This window comes from Streptosporangium sp. NPDC087985 (assembly GCF_044741965.1).
Classification (GTDB): domain Bacteria; phylum Actinomycetota; class Actinomycetes; order Streptosporangiales; family Streptosporangiaceae; genus Streptosporangium.
On record NZ_JBIUTQ010000002.1, the window covers coordinates 492,447 to 506,618 of the forward strand.

17 protein-coding genes are annotated in these 14,172 nt (G+C 71.6%); 15 read left to right on the forward strand and 2 right to left on the reverse strand.

What is annotated here, in order from left to right; translation table 11 throughout:
* Positions 1-15: 15 nt before the first annotated feature.
* The gene (locus ACIN94_RS07555; protein WP_400700915.1) at positions 16-1,044 is read right to left on the reverse strand and encodes an ABC transporter ATP-binding protein; all 1,029 of its coding nucleotides are present in this window, start codon (positions 1,042-1,044) and stop codon (positions 16-18) included.
* Positions 1,045-1,188: 144 nt separating this feature from the next.
* Between ACIN94_RS07555 and ACIN94_RS07560 the strand changes: the two genes are divergently transcribed.
* From ACIN94_RS07560 to ACIN94_RS07630, 15 genes are all read left to right on the forward strand, one after another.
* Entirely contained in the window at positions 1,189-1,911 is a 723-nt protein-coding gene (locus ACIN94_RS07560) for a FadR/GntR family transcriptional regulator (protein ID WP_400700918.1), read from the forward strand.
* Between the two features lie 31 nt (positions 1,912-1,942).
* Positions 1,943-2,650: a cache domain-containing protein gene (locus ACIN94_RS07565; RefSeq protein ID WP_400700921.1), complete on the forward strand. Its 708-nt coding sequence runs from the start codon at positions 1,943-1,945 to the stop codon at positions 2,648-2,650.
* Complete coding sequence (gene hisI / locus ACIN94_RS07570; protein WP_400700924.1) at positions 2,640-2,987, forward strand: phosphoribosyl-AMP cyclohydrolase; 348 nt, start codon at positions 2,640-2,642, stop codon at positions 2,985-2,987. The genes ACIN94_RS07565 and hisI overlap by 11 nt, the downstream gene beginning before the upstream one ends.
* Positions 2,984-3,577: a Trp biosynthesis-associated membrane protein gene (locus ACIN94_RS07575; protein ID WP_400700927.1), complete on the forward strand. Its 594-nt coding sequence runs from the start codon at positions 2,984-2,986 to the stop codon at positions 3,575-3,577. The genes hisI and ACIN94_RS07575 overlap by 4 nt, the downstream gene beginning before the upstream one ends.
* Positions 3,578-3,724: 147 nt before the next feature.
* Positions 3,725-4,099 carry a DUF4190 domain-containing protein gene (locus tag ACIN94_RS07580; protein ID WP_400700930.1) on the forward strand — a complete coding sequence of 125 codons (375 nt, stop codon included), beginning with the start codon at positions 3,725-3,727 and terminating at the stop codon, positions 4,097-4,099.
* 81 nt (positions 4,100-4,180) lie between these two features.
* Positions 4,181-4,612: a DUF2752 domain-containing protein gene (locus ACIN94_RS07585; RefSeq protein ID WP_400700933.1), complete on the forward strand. Its 432-nt coding sequence runs from the start codon at positions 4,181-4,183 to the stop codon at positions 4,610-4,612.
* Positions 4,613-4,789: 177 nt separating this feature from the next.
* Positions 4,790-5,599 (forward strand): indole-3-glycerol phosphate synthase TrpC, encoded by an 810-nt coding sequence (trpC, locus tag ACIN94_RS07590; RefSeq protein WP_400700936.1) that lies wholly within the window; start codon positions 4,790-4,792, stop codon positions 5,597-5,599.
* A 42-nt stretch (positions 5,600-5,641) separates the two neighbouring features.
* Positions 5,642-6,847 carry a tryptophan synthase subunit beta gene (gene trpB, locus ACIN94_RS07595; protein ID WP_400701680.1) on the forward strand — a complete coding sequence of 402 codons (1,206 nt, stop codon included), beginning with the start codon at positions 5,642-5,644 and terminating at the stop codon, positions 6,845-6,847.
* Positions 6,848-6,916: 69 nt separating this feature from the next.
* The gene (gene trpA, locus ACIN94_RS07600; protein ID WP_400700939.1) at positions 6,917-7,711 is read left to right on the forward strand and encodes a tryptophan synthase subunit alpha; all 795 of its coding nucleotides are present in this window, start codon (positions 6,917-6,919) and stop codon (positions 7,709-7,711) included.
* Positions 7,712-8,091: 380 nt separating this feature from the next.
* Positions 8,092-8,619 carry a DoxX family protein gene (locus ACIN94_RS07605; RefSeq protein WP_400700942.1) on the forward strand — a complete coding sequence of 176 codons (528 nt, stop codon included), beginning with the start codon at positions 8,092-8,094 and terminating at the stop codon, positions 8,617-8,619.
* On the forward strand, positions 8,619-9,383 hold the full coding sequence (locus ACIN94_RS07610) for a thioredoxin domain-containing protein (protein WP_400700944.1): 765 nt from the start codon (positions 8,619-8,621) through the stop codon (positions 9,381-9,383). The genes ACIN94_RS07605 and ACIN94_RS07610 overlap by 1 nt, the downstream gene beginning before the upstream one ends.
* 26 nt (positions 9,384-9,409) lie before the next feature.
* Positions 9,410-10,420: a prolipoprotein diacylglyceryl transferase gene (gene lgt / locus ACIN94_RS07615; RefSeq protein ID WP_400700947.1), complete on the forward strand. Its 1,011-nt coding sequence runs from the start codon at positions 9,410-9,412 to the stop codon at positions 10,418-10,420.
* Positions 10,417-11,139 carry a VIT1/CCC1 transporter family protein gene (locus tag ACIN94_RS07620; RefSeq protein WP_400700950.1) on the forward strand — a complete coding sequence of 241 codons (723 nt, stop codon included), beginning with the start codon at positions 10,417-10,419 and terminating at the stop codon, positions 11,137-11,139. The genes lgt and ACIN94_RS07620 overlap by 4 nt, the downstream gene beginning before the upstream one ends.
* A complete protein-coding gene (locus ACIN94_RS07625) occupies positions 11,136-11,942 on the forward strand; it encodes a hypothetical protein (protein ID WP_400700953.1) in 807 nt (268 codons plus the stop codon). Before ACIN94_RS07620 ends, ACIN94_RS07625 begins: the two co-directional genes overlap by 4 nt.
* A 39-nt stretch (positions 11,943-11,981) precedes the next feature.
* Positions 11,982-12,602, forward strand: a complete 621-nt coding sequence (locus tag ACIN94_RS07630) for a hypothetical protein (protein ID WP_400700956.1) — start codon at positions 11,982-11,984, stop codon at positions 12,600-12,602.
* Here the strand turns inward: ACIN94_RS07630 and ACIN94_RS07635 are convergent.
* Positions 12,568-14,127: a bis-aminopropyl spermidine synthase family protein gene (locus ACIN94_RS07635; RefSeq protein ID WP_400700959.1), complete on the reverse strand. Its 1,560-nt coding sequence runs from the start codon at positions 14,125-14,127 to the stop codon at positions 12,568-12,570. The two genes, ACIN94_RS07630 and ACIN94_RS07635, sit on opposite strands and share 35 nt — an antisense overlap.
* Positions 14,128-14,172 lie beyond the last annotated feature (45 nt).

Here is a 14,172-nt window from a genome sequence, read left to right on the forward strand (position 1 = left end):
GGATGACGACCTTTCTTACGGGACGATCGCGAACTCGTGTCTGCGGTTCCAGACGAGCCGGACCCTGGTGCCTCGCAGGCTCATCACGTCCATGGACGAGACCTGCAGGTTCTGCTGGAGCGCGATGAGCCGCCCGCCCGCGTCGAGGTCGACCAGGAAGCGGGTGGTGGGCCCGGCGTAGACGACCTCGCCGATGGTGCCCGTCGCGCTGTGCTCGGTGTCGCCGACCTCGTCGCCGAGGTCGGCCACGCGCAGTTTCTCCGGCCGCACGCTGAAGGTGCCCTCCTTGCCGAGCACGGTGCGCGCGGCCTCGCCGGAGATCAGGTTGGAGGTGCCGACGAATCCCGCGACGAACGCGCTGGCCGGCTGCTCGTAGATCTCGGCCGGAGTGCCGACCTGCTCGATCCGGCCCCGGTCGAACACCGCCACCCGGTCGCTCATGGTCAGCGCCTCCTCCTGGTCGTGGGTGACGAACAGGAAGGTGATGCCGACCTCACGCTGGATGGACTTGAGCTCGACCTGCATCTCCTCGCGGAGCTTGAGGTCCAGCGCGCCGAGCGGTTCGTCCAGCAGCAGCACGCGAGGGCGGTTGACCAGGGCGCGGGCCAGGGCGACCCGCTGGCGCTGGCCGCCGGAGAGCTGGGCCGGCCTGCGCCGCTCCATGCCCTCCAGCCGGACCGAGGCCAGCGCGCTCAGGGCGCGCTCGCGCCGCTCCGCCCGGGGGACCCGCTTGACGCGGAGGCCGTACTCGACGTTGTCCACCACGCTCATGTGCGGGAACAGCGCGTAGTCCTGGAAGACGGTGTTGACGTCCCGCTCGAAGGGGGCGAGCCGGGTGACGTCCACGCCGCCGAGCTCGACCGTGCCCGAGGTGGGGGACTCGAAGCCCGCGATCATCCGCAGCACGGTCGTCTTCCCCGAACCCGAGGGCCCGAGCATGGCGAAGAACTCGCCGTCGGCGATGTCGAGGTCGACGCCGGTGACCGCGTCGACGGCGCCGAAGCTCTTGCGGAGGCCGCGCAGCCTCACAGCTGGGTCTGACATGGGCGAAAACATATGGGGATAAATGTTTTATCGCAAGGCCCGATCCGGTATCACTGATGCGGGGCCAAGAGACGAGGCGTCTGCGGTAGTCCCCGCGAACCGGCGGGCACCGTGTGACGTCGAAGGGTGAGGAGGCGCACGACCGTGGCCGACATCTCCGGCGACGCCCGGCTGGCCGCGTTCGCGCCGGTGGACAGTACCGCGCGGGTGGACGCCGTGGTCAGGCGGCTCACCGACGCCATCACCCTGGGACTGCTGGCCGACGGTGAGCAGCTGCCGAGCGAGGCGGGGCTCGCCGCCCGGCTCGGCGTCTCCACGGTCACGCTGCGGGAGGCCCTGATGGCCCTGCGGCAGCAGGGCATGGTCGAGACGCGGCGGGGGCGCGGCGGCGGAAGCTTCGTGCGGGTGCCGCCGGAGGCACCGGAAGTGGCGGGCCGGCTGCGCGCCTTCACCGTGGAGGAGCTGCGCGATCTGGGCGACCACTACGCGGCGATCGCCGGCGCCGCGGCCCGGCTGGCCGCCCAGCGGGCGCTGCCGGAGGACGTCGTGCCGCTGCGCCGGACGCTCCAGGAGATGGCCGACGCCCGGGACGGGGCGCAGCTGCGCAGGCTGCACGGCCGCTTTCACATCGAGGTGGCGGCCGTGTCGCAGTCGGCGAGACTCACTCAGGAGGAGATCCGGTTACAGGCCGACATCGGACCGTTGCTCTGGCTCGCCCACTTGGAGGAGGATGGGCCGTCGGCTCGGCACCACGCCATCGCCGAGGCCATCCACCGCGGTGACGACGACCACGCCAGGAGCCTGGCGGAGCGGCACGTCCTCGAGGCGGTGGAACACCTCATCGAACTGCGTCTGCGGCAGCCGTGACAGTTCAGCGTGCGTAGGGCGGTGGGTCGACGTGAGTGAACAGAGAGCGCTGCTGGCGCCCGGCACCGCGGCAGAGGTGGCCGCGGCGGTGGGCGACATCGTGGAGAACGTCTTCGCCGGGCTGCACCGGGTGCGCGCCGCCGCCGTACACCTCCTGGGCGCGGCGCCGGTGAGCGCCGACCTGGCCGCGCTGCGCCCGGTGCTCTTCCCGCTGCTGGGCGGCCTGATCTCCGGGGTCGGGTTCATCGCCGCGCCCGGCCTGCTCTCCGACGCGCCGTGGTACCTGGAATGGTGGCAGGAGAGCGCCTCGGGCGAGCCCGTGCGGCTCGTCAGGGACATGGACCCCGCCAGCAGCGCCTTCTACGACTACACGCACTGGGACTGGTTCGCCGGTCCGCGCTCCGGCGCCGAGCACACGCTCGCCGGCCCCTACGTCGACTTCCTGTGCACCGACGAATACTCCCTCACGCTGTCCGTGCCCGTGCTGAGCGGCGGGGAGTTCATCGGGGTGGCGGCGGCCGACGTGTTCGTGCGCCGCTTCGAGACCGCGGTCTCGCCGGTGCTCCGCGGGATCGAGGGCCCGGCTTTCCTGGTCAACGCCTCCGGCCGGGTGGTGGCCTCCACCACCGCCAGATGGCTGGCCGGATCGATCTTCCGTGGAGCTCCCGGTCTGGCCGCCCGGCCATGCCGGACGTTACCCCTCTCCCTGGTTGCGGCACAATTGCCGCATGCCCCTTGACCCCGCCCTCGCGGCACGGCTGAAGCGCACCGCAGACGGACTGGTGCCCGCGATCGTCCAGCAGTACGACACGGGCGAGGTGCTGATGCTCGCCTGGATGGACGACGAGGCCCTGCACCGCACGCTCACCACCGGCCGTGCCACCTACTGGTCGCGCAGCCGCGGAGCCTACTGGGTGAAGGGGGAGACCTCCGGCCACGTCCAGCACGTCAGGTCCGCCGCCCTCGACTGCGACGGCGACACGATCCTGCTCAAGGTCGACCAGGTGGGCGCCGCCTGCCACACCGGCGACCGGACCTGCTTCGACGCCGACGAGCTGGCGGTGAACCCGAGATGACGGCCGGGCGGGCGCTGTGGACCTGGGTGGCCGCCTGCGTGGCGGGTGCCGCGCTGGTGCTGCTCGCCGCCGGGCGCGACTGGTTCACCGTGACCCAGGGCGCGCGCCAGGTGGCGATCCCCGCCGCGGAACTGGCGCCCGCGCTCGGTCCGGCGGCCTGGGCGGCGCTCGCCGCGGTGGTCGCCGTACTCGCGACCCGGGGCGGGTGGCGCAGGCTCATCGGCGGGGTGATCGCGTTCTGCGGGGCCGGTGTGATCGCCTGGGCCTGGCAGGGGAGCCGTACGGGCGCGGCTCTGCAGGCGGGGGCCCAGCACCTTCCCCTGGCCGGGACCGACGCCCTGAACGTCACGCCCGCCGTCGTCTGGCCGCTGCTCGCCGGGATGGGCGGGCTGCTTTTGGTGTGCGGGGGAGTGGTGGCCGCGCTCCGGGGCGCCGGATGGCCCGGCATGTCCGACCGCTACGACCGCCGCGGGTCCGGTCCCGGTGACGGGGGCCGTGGCGCCGGTGGCGCCCGGAGCGAGCGGGCGCTGTGGGACGCGATCGACCTCGGCACCGATCCGACGGTCGAGCCGGACAACAGGGAGCACTGACAGCTCGCCCGTGCCGTCGGCGCGGTCGCAGCTCGCCTGTGTCGTCGGCGCGGTCACAACTTGCCCACGGAGCGGGCGTGACCTCCCCGGGCGAGAGGCGGGTTTGGCTAGGATTTTACCTGCAGCCCCCGCAAAGAGGAGTCTTTGATGAGCTATGGGAATCAGCCCGGTGGTTACGGACCGCCGCAGGGTGGCGGATACGGCTCCTCCGGCGGGTACGGCCCGCCGCCCGGGGGCGGCTATGACCCCTACGGGCACGGCGTTCAGCCCCCCCGCGGTAACAACGGCATGGCCATCGCCGCGCTGATCATGGGTATCGCCGGTCTGTTCGTGTGCGGCATCACTTCGATCGTGGGCATCGTGCTCGGCCACGTCTCCCTGGGGCAGATCAGGCGGACGGGCGAGGAGGGCCGGGGCCTGGCCATCGCCGGTCTGGTCCTGTCCTATTTCGGCGTCGCCTGCTGGCTGGCCGCGCTGCTCGGGATCTGGTTTCTGGCCGGTCCGATCTGGACGAGCTACTGACGGGCGCCCGCGCCCGCTCTGAGTATCGTGGCGGGTGACGGGCGATAACCCGGTGGACAGTGGAGAGGGGCGGGCGGCCCGATGACGACGGGGAGGGCGGCAGGCACGCGGGGGGCGCGGGCGAGGGCCGTGTCGGTCCCGCTCGGCACGGCGCTGGCGGCCGGCGCCGCGGTTGCGTACGTGAGCGCGGTGAACCCCAACGAGCCGGGGCACTATCCCACGTGCCCGTTCCTCATGCTCACCGGTCTCTACTGCCCGGGCTGCGGCGGCCTGCGGGCCGTGTACGCGCTCGCCCACGGCGACCCCGTCACGGCCCTCGGCCTCAACCCCTTCGTCGTGGCCATGGTCCCGGTCCTGGCCTTCCTGTGGGGACGCTGGGCGCTGCGCTCCTGGCGGGGCGAGCCGTCCGACGGGAAAGCCGTACGCCCTGCCTACGTGTGGGGGTTTCTCGCACTGATGATCGTTTTTTGGATAGGGCGGAACATCCCCATTGGGGAATTCTTGGCCCCGTAGCCACCCGTAGCCATCACCCCATGGCGGGGTGACCTCGGTAAGGCCGATAGCATCGGCTGGACAGGGCAGTCGATCGGGAGGGGCCTTACTCGTGAGCGAGTGGAGCGAGTGGAGCGAGCGGACCACGGGCACGGCAGCGTTCGCGAACTTGACCTCCGAGTTTCGCGAGGAGGGCAAGTGAGCGTGCTGGAGGAAATCCTCGAAGGCGTCCGCGCCGACCTGGCCGACCGGCAGAAGACCGTGTCGCTGGCCGAGCTCAAGGAGCGGGCCAATCGGGCGCCGGCCCCCCGTGACGCCTACGCGGCGCTGGGCGGAGACCAGGTGGCGGTCATCGCCGAGGTGAAGCGCTCCAGCCCGTCCAAGGGCGCGCTGGCCGCGATCGCCGACCCCGCCGCGCTCGCCGGTGACTACGAGGCGGGCGGCGCCCATGTCATCAGCGTGCTGACCGAGAGGCGCCGCTTCGGCGGCAGCCTCGACGACCTGGCCGCTGTGCGCGCCATCGTCGACATCCCGGTGCTGCGCAAGGACTTCGTCGTCACCTCCTACCAGCTCTGGGAGGCTCGGGCCTACGGTGCCGACCTGGTGCTGCTGATCGTGGCCGCGCTGGACCAGAACGCGCTGGTCTCGCTCATCGAGCGGGCCGAGTCGATCGGTCTGACCCCGCTGGTCGAGGTGCACACCGAGGAGGAGCTCGGCCGGGCGATCGAGGCCGGAGCAAAGATCATCGGCATCAACGCGCGCAACCTCAAGACCCTTGAGGTGGACCGCGACGTGTTCGCCAAGCTGGCTCCCAAGGTCCCCGAAGGCATCATCAAGATCGCCGAGTCGGGTGTGCGTGGCCCCCACGACCTGCTCGCCTACGCCAGGGCGGGCGCCGACGCCGTCCTGGTCGGCGAGAGCCTGGTCACCGGCAAGGACCCCCGGGCCGCCGTGGTCGACCTGGTCACCGCGGGCGCCCACCCAGCATCCCGACCAGAGGGGCAGTAAGCAGTGGCAGAGACAGACGGAATCCTCCTCACCCCGGCCGATCTGGCGGGCAACGGCGTCCACGGCGACGACCCCGACATCCACGGCAAGTTCGGCGTCTTCGGTGGACGCTACGTCCCCGAGGCACTCATCCCGGCGCTGGACGAGGTGGCCGCCGAGTACGACAAGGCCAAGAACGACCTCGCGTTCCTGCGCGAGTTCGACCACCTGCTGCGCACCTACGCCGGGCGGCCGACCACGCTCACCGAGGTGCCCCGTTTCGCGGAGCAGGCGGGCGGCGCCCGGATCATCCTGAAGCGCGAGGACCTGACCCACACCGGCGCCCACAAGATCAACAACGTGCTCGGCCAGGCCCTGCTCACCAAGCGCCTGGGCAAGACGAGGGTGATCGCCGAGACCGGCGCCGGCCAGCACGGGGTGGCCACCGCCACCGCCGCCGCCCTGCTGGGCCTGGAGTGCGTGATCTACATGGGGGCCGTCGACTGCGAGCGCCAGGCGCTCAACGTGGCCCGCATGAAGCTGCTCGGCGCCACCGTCGTCCCGGTCACCAACGGCAGCCAGACCCTCAAGGACGCCATCAACGAGGCCTTCCGCGACTGGGTCGCCAACGTCGACCGCACCCACTACCTGTTCGGCACCGTCGCCGGCCCGCACCCGTTCCCGGAGATCGTCCGCGACTTCGCCCGCATCATCGGGGTCGAGGCACGCCGCCAGATGCTGGAGCTCACCGGCAGGCTGCCGGACGCCGTCGCCGCCGCGGTCGGCGGCGGTTCCAACGCGATCGGCATCTTCCACGCCTTCCTCGGCGACAAGGACGTCCAGCTCCACGGCTACGAGGCGGGCGGTCACGGCCTGGAGAGCGGCGAGCACGCCCTCACCCTCACCGAGGGCTCCATCGGAGTCCTGCACGGCTCGCGCACCTACGTCCTGCAGGACGAGGAGGGCCAGACGATCGAGTCCCACTCGATCTCCGCCGGCCTCGACTACCCGGGCGTCGGCCCCGAGCACGCCTGGCTCAAGGACACCGGCCGCGCCTCCTACCACGGCATCACCGACGCCGAGGCGATGGAGGCCTTCGCGCTGCTCGCCCGCACCGAGGGCATCATCCCGGCGATCGAGTCCTCCCACGCGCTCGCCGGAGCCCTCAAGCTCGGCCGCGAGATGGGCCCCGAGGCGACCATCCTGGTCAACCTCTCGGGCCGTGGTGACAAGGACATGGGCACCGCCATGAAGTACTTCAACCTCTGACGACCGACTTGAGCCCCCTCCGGCGCGGCCGGAGGGGACTCAGAGGCCCGAACCGCAACGGAACCAATGATGACGACTCTTCAGACGGTGTTCGCCAAGGCGAAGGCGGACGAGCGCGCCGCACTCATCGGCTACCTGCCCGCCGGATTCCCCACGAAGGACGGCGCGATCAAGGCCGCCGCCGCCATGGTGGAGGCGGGCTGCGACGTGATCGAGATCGGCCTCCCCTACTCCGACCCGCTCATGGACGGCCCCACCATCCAGGACGCCGTGCACCGGTCGCTGACCAACGGCACCCGCATCGCCGACGTGCTGCGCACGGTCGAGGGCGTGGCCGCGACGGGTGCCGCCACGCTGGTCATGACCTACTGGAACCCGATCGACCGCTACGGTGCCGACCGGTTCGCCCGGGACCTGGCCAACGCGGGCGGCACGGGCACCATCACCCCCGACCTGACCCCGGAGGAGTCCGGGCCCTGGCGCGCGGCCAGTGCCGGTGCCGGGATCGACACCGTCTTCCTGGTCGCGCCGAGCTCTCCCGAGAGCCGCATCAAGGCCGTCGTCGACTGCTGCACCGGCTTCGTCTACGCCGCCTCGCTGATGGGCGTCACCGGCGCCCGCGAGTCGGTCGGCGAGGCCGCCCAGGGGCTGGTCGAGCGGACCCGTCTGCAGACCGATCTGCCGGTCTGCGTCGGGCTGGGGGTGGGCACCGGCAAGCAGGCCGCGGAGGTGGCCCGCTACGCCGACGGCGTCATCGTGGGCTCGGCGTTCATCCGCCGCCTCCTGGACGCCCCTGACGAGGCTTCCGGCCTGGCGGCGGTCCGCGAGCTGGGTGCCGAGCTGGCGGCGGGCGTCCGAGGATAACCGTCTCCTGGGTGATGCGGCCGTCTGCCTGGACGGCCGCATCCCCGTTTCCGGTGGGATCCACCGGGCCCATGTCGCCTGCCGTACGGCGCTGCGGAGACGCCGTCTGGCAGTCCCGGAACCGGAGTTCGCCATAGGATGTCTGCCTGCTGCGTCGGGCCGCCATCTGGGCGTTTCCGGTGCGGTGACTCTGCAGGTTTCCTGCCTGGCGGCTGACTTATTCGACGCTTATCTAGCTCATGATGGGGTTTTCTCCAGATATGACCGTATCTGTGGGGGTAGGTCGTAAATGGGGCCCGGAATAGGAGGCGATAGTGCTCGTGACTTCTGACAAGCCCGTGCTTCGTCGGTCGCGTTCGGCTAGTTCGGCGCTACCCTGGGTGACAACCGTCTCCCGGCTGGTGCTGGCAGGCGTCCTGATCTTCGCCGGCTGGGGCAAGATCGGCGCCCCCGTGCTCTCCGTGCAGTCGGTCAAGGCATACGAACTGCTTCCGGACTCGCTCGCCACGGTGGTCGGCTACGGACTGCCCATCCTGGAGATCGTCATAGGGGTGTTGCTGGTTGCCGGACTGCTCACCCGGGCGGCGGGCATCGTCTCCGCGCTGCTCATGCTGGCGTTCGTCATCGGCATCGCCTCGGTGTGGGCGCGCGGGTTGCGGATCGACTGCGGCTGCTTCGGCGGCGGCGGTCAGCTCAAGGCCGGTGTGGAACCCGGCTACCTCGTCGATATCCTGCGGGATTCCGGTCTCTTCGTGCTCGGCGTCGTCACCGCCTGGTTGCCGCCGGGACGGTTCGCCCTGGATTCCACGCTGGGGCTGGCCCCGGAGCGGCAGCCCTACGACGACGATGTCGTGGACGACGACGTCGTGGACGACGACGAGAAGCCCTACGAAAAGGAGAACCACTGATGGGCAAGGCCGCGCGGGATCAGTCGGCGCGTGACCGGATCAAGGCGCAGCGCGAGGAGCAGCGGCGGAAGGAGCGGCTCAAGCGCATCGCGACGATCACGACAGTGGCGGTCGTCGCGATCGGCGCCATCGGCGCCGGCTGGTGGTACGCCGCTCAGGGAAGCAAGTCCGAGGAGGTCGCCGAGGCGCTCGCGCCGATCACCGTCGCCGCCGACGGCTCCGTGGTGATGGCCCAGCCGGGCGTGGAAAAGCCGGTGCTGGACGTCTACGAGGACTTCCAGTGCCCCGCCTGCAAGGCGCTGGAGGAGACCAGCGGCGCCACGATCAAGAACCTGGCCGCCGAGGGCAAGGCCAAGGTGGTCTACCACCCGATCACCATCTTCCCGCAGGAGATGAACAAGGGAGTGACCCGCGGCAACTCCCTCCGCGCGGGCGCGGCCTCCCGCTGCATCCCCGGTGGCACCCCGTGGATCAAGTACCACGACAGGCTGTTCAAGGGGCAGCCGTCGGAGACCGTCGAGGGCTTCAAGACCGAGGACCTGGTCGCCTGGGGTGCGGACGCCGGGGTCGACGCCTCCACCTTCGACACCTGCGTGACCAAGCAGGAGAAGGCGCCCCAGCAGATCGACTACAGCGCCAAGGTCCTGGAGTCCGCGAAGCTCCAGGGCACCCCGACGCTGAAGCTCAACGGCACCGAGGTGGCCAACGACGTCGCGTTCAAGCCAGGCGACCTGCGTAAGACCGTTCTTGATGCGGCCAAGTAGCCCACGACAGGGTAACGTCACCTGATATGCCCCTCGCCTCGATTCCCAGCCCCTCTCAGGGGGTCTGGTACCTCGGCGTGGTCCCCATCAGGGCCTACGCACTGTGCATCGTGCTCGGCGTCGTCGTCGCCGTCATCATCGGTGAGCGCCGCTGGCGCGCCCGCGGCGGCGCGCCCGGAACGATCGTGGACCTCGCCGTCTGGGCCGTGCCGTTCGGCCTGGTCGGCGGGCGCCTCTACCACGTCATCACCGACTGGCAGCTCTACTTCGGACCGGAGGCGCCGAACAGGCCCATCGACGCGCTGTTCATCTGGAACGGCGGGCTGGGCATCTGGGGAGCCGTCGCACTCGGCGCCCTGGGCGTGTGGTTCGGCTGCCGGAGCCGGGGGCTCTCCCTGTCCGCGGTGGCCGACACCGTCGCCCCCGGCATCGCCGTGGCCCAGGCCATCGGCCGCTGGGGCAACTACTTCAACCAGGAGCTGTTCGGCAGCCCGACCGACCTGCCGTGGGGCCTGGAGATCGACCCCGGCCGGCCGGGCACGGTGCCGGGCGTGTCGACCTACCACCCCACGTTCCTGTACGAGTCGATCTGGGATCTGGGCCTGGCCCTCATCCTGATCTGGGCCGGCCGTAAATTCGTGCTCCGTCACGGCCGCGTGTTCGCCCTCTACGTCGCGGGCTACACCCTGGGCCGGTTCTGGATCGAAGGCCTGCGGATCGACACCGCCCACCACATCCTCGGCCTGCGGCTCAACCAGTGGACCTCGATCATCCTGTTCGTCGCGGCGCTGGCCTACTTCTGGTACGCCGGAAGGAAGACCGGCGAGGAGTCCGTCGGCGCCACGCCGGAGCCCGCGCTGGACGGTGAGGGGGCCGTCGATCCGGCGCACCCCTCCGACCAGGCGGACGAGGCCGAAAAGGACGGGCCTGACGGGCCCGGCGATGAGGAGCCCGACGACGGGCCGGACAGCCCTGCGGCCTCCCTGGAGGAGAGCACGCCGCACGCCGGGTCCGAGGGGAAGAAAGAGAAACGATGAGCGCAGGCGAGACCGGGGCGCGCGCCGAGATCCATCACGCGCACCGTGACGTCAACGGCGGCTGGCTGCGGCCTTCGGTGTTCGGCGCGATGGACGGGCTGGTCTCCAACTTCGCTCTGATCGCCGGTGTCGCCGGCGGAGCGGCCGGCACCAAGGTCATCGTGCTGGCCGGGATGGCCGGGCTGGCGGCGGGAGCGTTCTCCATGGCCGGCGGTGAGTACGTCTCGGTGGCCAGCCAGCGGGAGCTCGCCATGGCGGAGATCGACATCGAGCGGCGCGAGCTCCAGCGCAATCCCGAGTCCGAGCAGGAGGAGCTCGCCAAGCTCTACGAGTCGCGCGGCGTCGATCCCGACCTGGCGGCCGAGGTCGCCAGGCAGATCTCCCGCGACCCCGAGAAGGCGCTGGAGGTGCATACCCTGGCCGAGCTCGGGGTCACCCTGGACGACCTGCCCTCGCCCAAGACCGCCGCCATCTCCTCGTTCCTGTCCTTCGGCGTGGGCGCGGTCCTGCCGCTCCTGCCCTACCTGCTGGGGGTGACCAGCCTGGTGAGCTCGGCGGTGATCTCCTGCGTGGCTCTGTTCGGCGCGGGCGCGCTGGTGTCCCGGGTCACCGCGCGCAGCTGGTGGTACAGCGGGCTGCGCCAGCTCGCCGTCGGTGTGGTCGCGGCGGCCCTGACCTTCGGCCTCGGCCACCTCCTGGGCGGGGGCGGCCTGGGATGACCACCCCCACCCGCAAGCGCCGCCGCACTCCGGCGAAAGAGCAGACCTGGAACATCCCCCAGCTGGAGGAGCGGGGGTTCAGCCGGAGCCAGCAGCGGCTGCTGGTGGTCGCCGTGTCGGTGATCGGCGTGCTGGTCTCCGCGGTCGTCCTCGCCTTCGTCATCGGCTCGATGGGCAACGACTTCGTGCCCGGGCGGGCCACCGCCGCGGCCATTTCCACCCAGCCCCGGCCGGACGCCTACAGGGGCTGGGTCTCGCCGAAGCTGTTCTCGCCGATCGCGCAGAGCAAGGCCGACCCCGCCCCGCTGACCCTGAAGGACGTCTTCGCCGAGAAGGTCCTCAAGGAGGGCACGACCACCCTGAAGCTGGCGGCCACCAAGCTGAATGCAGACTGCTCGGCGGTGGTCTGGGGTCAGGGGCTGGCGGACCAGCTCGCCCAGGCCGGCTGCACCCAGGCCGCCCGGGGCGTCTACGCCAGCGCCGACGGCCGCTACGTCGCCCAGTACACCCTGCTGAACCTGCGTGACACCGCCTCCGCCGACGCGCTCGTCCAGTCTCTGACGACCATGCACCGCGGCGGCTGGACCCGTCCGCTGGAATCGGGCAGGGCACGCTTCCGGTCCGGCGGCTACACCGAGGGCAGCGGCCACGCCATGGGCCACTACGCGGGGCTGGTCTGGATCGGCCGCGCAGACGGTGCCGAACCAGGAGCCAGGGACGATTTCGTCTCCCTGTCCCTGGCGGTCCGCGGCGCGGAGAAGGCCGTGTTCCGCCGTGTCGTCGCGGCCGCTCCCGCCTCTTAGACCTGCGCGACACCCGTGGTCCCAGTAGGCTCATGGGCCATGCGCAAGTGGATCGCCGTCGTCGCCGTGCTGCTCGTCGCCGTCGCGGGGGCGGCGTTCCTGTGGTTGTGGGGCGGTGAGGACGCCCCGCGCCCGGCCACCTTCCGCAGTGAGCCGACCACGGCACACTACGCGCCGATCGCCACCCGCGACGCCGACCCCGAGCCGCTGACCGTCGAGGAGATGTTCCCCACCGGATCGGTGACCTCGGGCGGGACCACGCTCGCGAGCAAGGGGACCGAGACGCTCACCGACTGCGCCCCGGCGGTGTGGGGGAGCGCCGAGGACGCGGTGGCGGGCTGCACCCAGGTGCTGCGGGCCCACTACGCGACCCAGGACGGCCGGGTCTCCGGGCAGTTCCTCATCTTCAACCTGGCCGACTCCGCCGCGGCGGACCGGCTCGTGGCCGCCCTCGGGAACGACGGGTTCGTCCGACCGGCCCCCGGCACCCCGGCCGGTTTCGACGGCTCCCGGAGCTGGGCGCAGGCCCGGGCGCTGGGGCACTACGTCACGGTGAGCTGGGTCGCCCCGGTAGGGGGAGCGGGCCAGGTGGACCTCACCTACCCGCAGGTCGCGGTGGACAGCCTCAGCCTGGTGATTCAGCGGCGTCTGCTGCGGTGAGGGAGCTCGCCACCGCCGCCGGGAGCTCACGGAGGCGGTGGGCGGGCAGTTCGAGGACGGTGACGTCTCCGGCCCAGGGGGCGGCGCGGCTGACGAGCGCCCTTGCCTGTTTCTTGGTCAGGTCGCCCCGGGCCGTGATGAGTGCCTCGCGCCAGGTGTTGGCGAGCTTGCCGTGGGCGTTGTCCAGGATGCGGCGCAGGATCCGCCCGGAGTCCGTCGTGGGGGGCGGGAGCCGTACGGCGTGGACCGTCGGGCCTTCGGCGGTCAGTTCGTAGACCGGGGAGAGCAGGCCGGTGGGGAGGTCCCGCGGCGGCCCGGCCAGGGTGACCTGGACGTGCCGGGCGCGGGTGGCCAGCAGGAGCCGGGGGAGTGCCGCCTCCAGCCCGGCCGGTACGGCTATCGCCACGCTGGCGGGATCGCTGGCGTAGGGCTTGGCGAGCCACGTCGTCAGGCGGGCCCGGGGCGTCTTGGCGAGCAGGTCCTTCGGCCACTCACCGACGAGCACGTCGGGAGCGCCGGGGGCCTGGCCGGTGGTGGCCGCCGTGGGGGAGGCCGACCCGGTCGACTCGACGGACTGGGGGCCGTGGGTGTAGATGGCGGCGCCGAAACCGTCGACGCGGGCCGCCACGGCGGGCCAGGTCTTGGTGGTGGGGCGCAGGACGTAGAGGTCGGCGGCGGAGCCGATGGCCTCGGCGCCGTGGTAGCGGTTGAAGTCGGGGTAGATCGCCTCGTTGACGAGGTTGAGCTGGGACAGCGAATGCTGCACCTTGAGAGCCAGCGCCGGGGTGCGCTCGCTGGCCCCGTAGGCCAGCAGGATCCGGCCCCGCTCGCGGTCGCGGAGCCCCTCCACGGCGCGGGCGACGAACAGCCCGACGCCCTCGGGGGTGTAGGGCGGGTCGGTGACGGCCAGGTCGGCCCAGGACTGCGCGGACGCGGGCAGGCCCAGGCGCAGGTCGGCCCAGCGGGTCCGGATGCTGAGGCCGAAGTGGTCGGCCTGGTCGGCGATGTAGGCGAGGATGCGCTCGTCGATGTCGACCACGGTCACCTCGACGCCCGGATGCAGCATCGCGGTCGCCAGCGAGGTCAGGTCGTGGTCGCCCACGCACAGCAGCCGGGCCCCGTCCAGCCAGAACCGGGCGTCCAGCAGCAGTGCCCGCCGGACCACGGTATCGGCGGTCGCGGCCACGTGGTCCAGCGCCTGGCGGCCGCGGGGCGCCTTGGCGATCAGCTCCTCCATCCGCGCCACCAGCTCGGCGTGGCCGGGCAGCAGGTGCGCCACCGGGTCGGCCGGCGCGATCCCCCTCCCGGCGAGGCCGATCAGCGGCTCCCGGAGCCGGAAGCGGTCGCCGGACCGCTCCAGCTCGACCTCGCGCAGCAGAGACTCGACCGTCCGCCGGGAGGTCGCGCTCTCCCGGACCAGATCCGCCAGCGTCCACCAGCGGCCGTCACCCAGGAACGCCAGCACCGTCCGCAGCCGCCTGCCGTCCACACCCGCCTGCGCGATGAGCGCCGCAATCGCTTCCATGGGGCCACCTTAGAGCCCCCACCTGGAATGTTCTGTCCCGCCGCA

What these genes read in the sequence shown, in the direction of transcription:
- ACIN94_RS07555 (WP_400700915.1), bottom strand. Translation starts at nt 1,044, where the DNA reads ATGTCAGACCCAGCTGTGAGGCTGCGCGGCCTCCGCAAGAGCTTCGGC.
- hisI (WP_400700924.1), top strand. Translation starts at nt 2,640, where the DNA reads ATGCCCCTTGACCCCGCCCTCGCGGCACGGCTGAAGCGCACCGCAGAC.
- ACIN94_RS07575 (WP_400700927.1), top strand. Translation starts at nt 2,984, where the DNA reads ATGACGGCCGGGCGGGCGCTGTGGACCTGGGTGGCCGCCTGCGTGGCG.
- ACIN94_RS07580 (WP_400700930.1), top strand. Translation starts at nt 3,725, where the DNA reads ATGAGCTATGGGAATCAGCCCGGTGGTTACGGACCGCCGCAGGGTGGC.
- ACIN94_RS07585 (WP_400700933.1), top strand. Translation starts at nt 4,181, where the DNA reads ATGACGACGGGGAGGGCGGCAGGCACGCGGGGGGCGCGGGCGAGGGCC.
- trpA (WP_400700939.1), top strand. Translation starts at nt 6,917, where the DNA reads ATGACGACTCTTCAGACGGTGTTCGCCAAGGCGAAGGCGGACGAGCGC.
- ACIN94_RS07610 (WP_400700944.1), top strand. Translation starts at nt 8,619, where the DNA reads ATGGGCAAGGCCGCGCGGGATCAGTCGGCGCGTGACCGGATCAAGGCG.
- lgt (WP_400700947.1), top strand. Translation starts at nt 9,410, where the DNA reads ATGCCCCTCGCCTCGATTCCCAGCCCCTCTCAGGGGGTCTGGTACCTC.
- ACIN94_RS07620 (WP_400700950.1), top strand. Translation starts at nt 10,417, where the DNA reads ATGAGCGCAGGCGAGACCGGGGCGCGCGCCGAGATCCATCACGCGCAC.
- ACIN94_RS07625 (WP_400700953.1), top strand. Translation starts at nt 11,136, where the DNA reads ATGACCACCCCCACCCGCAAGCGCCGCCGCACTCCGGCGAAAGAGCAG.
- ACIN94_RS07630 (WP_400700956.1), top strand. Translation starts at nt 11,982, where the DNA reads ATGCGCAAGTGGATCGCCGTCGTCGCCGTGCTGCTCGTCGCCGTCGCG.
- ACIN94_RS07635 (WP_400700959.1), bottom strand. Translation starts at nt 14,127, where the DNA reads ATGGAAGCGATTGCGGCGCTCATCGCGCAGGCGGGTGTGGACGGCAGG.